Here is a 4,504-nt window from a genome sequence, read left to right on the forward strand (position 1 = left end):
CTCAACGTCTGGACCTCGATCATCGTGTTCGCTGTGGCGGCGGCGTACTTCATCGCGACCCGCAAGCGGGGACAGACCGATCAAGTGGCCGAAGAGCCCGTGGACGAGAAGAACGACGAGTCTGAATCCACCGCCTAGCGCCGGCTGGCCGGACGGTCGCTAGGACTTCGCGCGGCTGCTGATCTGCTGCACCGACCACTGGTTGCCGTCCGGGTCGCTGAAGCGGACGAAGCCGACGTTGTCGAGTGCGTCATCGTCGCGGGCCGGCCTGAAGGCGAGGCCGTCGTACGAGACGACGACCCCATCGTTCTCGACTCCGTTCTCGACCAGCTGGGTGTGGGCCGCCCTGATGTCGGGAACGACCAGCACCAGTCCACGCAAGGACCCGGGCACGAGGTCGCTGATGTAGCCCGCGGACAGCTGGATCGAGCAGCCGGAGCCGGGCGGGGTCAGTTGCACGAACCGCCGTCCCTGATCCGCGGAGTCGTCGATGTCGACGGCGAATCCGAGCTGCTGGTGATAGAAGTCCTTCGCGCGGTCGATGTCGGTGACGGGGACCTGCACGACCTCGAGCGTCCACTGCATGGCGTTGCCTCCTCCGTAGGGGCAACAGGCTAGGGGACGAGGCGCGATCCCTGCGGACACAGCGAAGATCGGCTGACGTGACTGTCACCTCAGGAAAGCCTGACCTTCGGTGACTCAGACGCACCGTCAGACGTACGTTTTCACCATGACCGACCCAATGGAGAGCAACGAGCCGCTTCCGGATCCTGAGCATGTCGGGCACGAGCACCCCGATGTCACGGGTGGCTGGCTACGGCCGGCCGTATTCGGTGCGATGGACGGGCTGGTGTCGAACTTCGCGCTGATCATGGGCGTCGTCGGCGGAACCTCGGACCATGACGCCGTGATCCTCGCGGGTCTCGCGGGCCTCGCCGCAGGTGCGTTCTCGATGGCGGCGGGGGAGTACACGTCGGTGGCGAGCCAGAGCGAGTTCGCGATGGCGCAGGTCGACCTCGAGCGTGACGAGATACTCAACAACGAATCGGCCGAGGAGGCCGAGCTCGCGGTGATGTTCATCGAGAAGGGCGTCGACGAGGACGTTGCCCGTGAGGTGGCATCGCAGATCCACCGCAACCCGGAGAACGCGATCAGGGTCCACGCACGGGAGGAGCTCGGTGTCGATGTCGACGAGCTGGCCTCGCCGATGCTCGCCGCGGTGTCGTCGTTCTTCGCGTTCGCCGTGGGCGCGATGATCCCGGTGATCCCGTACGTGATCGGCATCGAGTCGCCCTGGACGGCGATCGTGGTCTCGCTGGTGGCGCTGTTCGCGTGCGGTGCGATCGTCACGAGAATCACGGCGAGGTCGTGGTGGTTCGGCGGCGTCCGGCAGCTCCTGCTCGGCGGCGCGGCGGCCGGGCTCACGTACCTCATCGGCGACGCGGTGGGCAGCGCGATCGGCTGATGCGGCATCTCCGGCAAGCTCCGTGTAATCTTGTGATGCTGTCCGAGGCCAACGTCGTCCCCGGTACGAGAATTTCGCAATCCTGACGACGTGAAGTGAGGCCCCTTGATGCGCGCCCCCCTCTATTCGGCTCAGCCTCCTGCCCAGGGTCTGTACGACCCGCAGAACGAGCACGATGCCTGCGGTGTCGCCTTCGTCGCGACGCTGACCGGCGTGCCGAGCCACGAGATCGTCCTCCAGGGGCTCACGGCCCTGCGCAACCTCGACCACCGCGGGGCCGTCGGCGGCGACCCCGACACCGGTGACGGTGCGGGCATCATGATTCAGGTCCCCGACGCGTTCCTGCGGGGTGTGAGCGGTGTCGAGCTGCCCGCGGCCGGTTCGTACGCCACGGGGATGGCGTTCCTGCCGACCGACGAGGCCGAAGCCGCCGAGGCTCGCGCCCGGATCGAGGAGATCGCGAGCGAGGAGGGCCTCACGGTCCTCGGCTGGCGCGACGTGCCGATCGAGCCCGAGGTCCTGGGTCACGGCATGTCTCGTGCGGCCATGCCCGCGTTCGTCCAGGTCTTCGTGACCGCGGCGGGCGAGGCGCAGAGCGGCATCCAGCTCGACCGCACGGCGTACTGCCTGCGCAAGCGCGCCGAGCACGAGCTCGCGGTCTACTTCCCGTCGCTGTCGAGCCGCACGCTCGTCTACAAGGGCATGCTGACGCCCGAGCAGCTCGAGGGCTTCTTCCCCGACCTCGCCGACCCGCGCATGGAATCGGCGATGGCGATCGTCCACAGCCGCTTCTCGACGAACACGTTCCCCAGCTGGCCGCTGGCCCACCCGTTCCGCTTCATCGCGCACAACGGCGAGATCAACACCGCGCGCGGCAACCGCAACTGGATGCGCGCCCGCGAGGCGCTGCTCGAGAGCGACTTGATCCCCGGTGACATGAACCGGCTCTTCCCGGTGTGCGACCCGCTCGGCAGCGACACGGCCTCGTTCGACGAGGTCCTCGAGCTGCTGCACCTCGGCGGTCGCAGCCTGCCGCACGCCGTCATGATGATGATCCCCGAGGCGTGGGAGAACGACGCCGACATGGACCCCGCCCGCCGGGCGTTCTACGAGTTCCACTCGTCCGTCATGGAGCCGTGGGACGGTCCCGCCGCGATCGCGTTCACCGACGGCAACCAGATCGGCGCGGTCCTCGACCGCAACGGCCTGCGCCCCGGCCGCTACTGGGTCACCGAGGACGGTCTTGTCGTGCTGGCGTCCGAGGCAGGTGTCCTCGACCTCGACCAGAAGACCATCACCCGCAAGGGGCGCCTCGAGCCCGGCAAGATGTTCCTGCTCGACCTCGACGAGCACCGCATCATCGAGGACCACGAGATCAAGAACACCCTCGCCTCGGAGCACCCGTACGACGAGTGGCTCTACTCGGGTCTCGTACGTTTCGAGGACCTGCCCGACCTCGAGCACATCGTGCACACGCACGCGTCGGTCACCCGGCGCCAGCAGGTGTTCGGCTACACCGAGGAGGAGCTGCGGCTCCTCATCGCGCCGATCGCCCGTGCGGGCGCCGAGGCGATCGGGTCGATGGGCACCGACACGCCCATCGCCGCGATCTCTGACGGCCCGCGCCAGCTGTTCGACTACTTCTCGCAGCTGTTCGCCCAGGTCACGAACCCTCCGCTCGACGCGATCCGTGAGGAGGTCGTCACGTCGTTGGCCGGCACGATCGGCCCCGAGCGCAACCTGCTGGCGCCCAGCCCGGCGTCCTGCCGGATGTTGCAGCTGCCGTTCCCGGTGCTCGACAACGACGAGCTCGCCAAGATCCGGCACATGAACAAGGACGGCGACATGCCGGGCTTCTCGGTGCACGTCGTCCGTGGTCTGTACGACGTCCACGGCGGAGGTGAGGCGCTTCGCCGGAGGCTGGAAGAAATCTGTGCAGATGTGTCGCGTGCAATCCTCGAAGAGGGTTCGCGCATCATCGTGCTGTCGGACCGCCACTCCAACTCCGACCTCGCCCCCATCCCGTCGCTGCTGCTGACCGGCGCCGTGCACCACCACATGGTGCGCGAGAAGCTCCGTACGCAGGCCGGGCTCATCATCGAGGCCGGCGACGTGCGCGAGGTGCACCATGTCGCGCTGCTGATCGGCTACGGCGCGACCGCGGTCAACCCCTACCTCGTGCTCGAGTCCGCCGAGGACCTGGCCCGCGAGAAGGTCTTCGTCGAGGGCGTCGAGCCCGGCCAGGCGCTGCGCAATGTCGCGTACGGCCTCGGCAAGGGCGTGCTCAAGGTCATGAGCAAGATGGGCGTCTCGACCGTCGCGTCCTACACCGGCGCCCAGATCTTCGAGGCCGTCGGGCTGTCGCCCGAGGTCGTCGAGGCGTACTTCACCGGCACGTCGTCCAAGCTCGGCGGCGTCGGCCTGGACGTGCTGGCCGAGGAGGTCCGCTCACGGCACGTCAAGGCGTACCCGACGAGCGGCATCGCCGCCTCGCGCCGCCACCTCGAGACCGGCGGCGAGTACCAGTGGCGCCGCGGGGGACCGGAGCACCTGTTCGACCCCGAGACGGTGTTCCGCCTGCAGCACTCCACGCGCACGGGCAGCTACGAGATCTTCAAGCAGTACACGAGCCGCGTCGACGACCAGTCGGAGCGACTCATGACGCTGCGCGGGCTGTTCGGCTTCCGTGACGGCGAGCGCGCACCCGTGCCGATCGACGAGGTCGAGCCGGTGTCGGAGATCGTCAAGCGGTTCTCGACCGGCGCGATGTCGTACGGCTCGATCAGCCAGGAGGCGCACGAGACCCTCGCGATCGCGATGAACCGCCTCGGCGGGAAGTCCAACACCGGCGAGGGTGGGGAGGACCCCGAGCGCCTGTACGACCCGGAGCGCCGCTCGTCGATCAAGCAGGTCGCGTCGGGCCGCTTCGGTGTCACGTCGGAGTACCTCACGAACGCCGATGACATCCAGATCAAGATGGCGCAGGGCGCCAAGCCCGGTGAGGGTGGACAGCTGCCCGGCCCGAAGGTCTACCCGTGG

The 4,504-nt window shown here is 68.1% G+C and carries 3 protein-coding genes; 2 read left to right on the top strand and 1 reads right to left on the bottom strand.

What is annotated here, in order from left to right:
• Positions 1–159: 159 nt before the first annotated feature.
• Entirely contained in the window at positions 160–585 is a 426-nt protein-coding gene (locus V6M46_RS14840; RefSeq protein ID WP_332666498.1) for a VOC family protein, read from the bottom strand.
• Positions 586–730: 145 nt separating this feature from the next.
• Between V6M46_RS14840 and V6M46_RS14845 the strand changes: the two genes are divergently transcribed.
• Together V6M46_RS14845 and V6M46_RS14850 are read left to right on the top strand one after the other, a co-directional pair.
• On the top strand, positions 731–1,465 hold the full coding sequence (locus V6M46_RS14845) for a VIT1/CCC1 transporter family protein (RefSeq protein ID WP_332666500.1): 735 nt from the start codon (positions 731–733) through the stop codon (positions 1,463–1,465).
• Positions 1,466–1,573: 108 nt separating this feature from the next.
• The coding region (locus tag V6M46_RS14850; protein WP_332666502.1) for a glutamate synthase central domain-containing protein at positions 1,574–4,504 on the top strand (2,931 nt) is incomplete at its 3' end.

Source organism: Aeromicrobium sp. (assembly GCF_036676885.1).
GTDB lineage: Bacteria > Actinomycetota > Actinomycetes > Propionibacteriales > Nocardioidaceae > Aeromicrobium.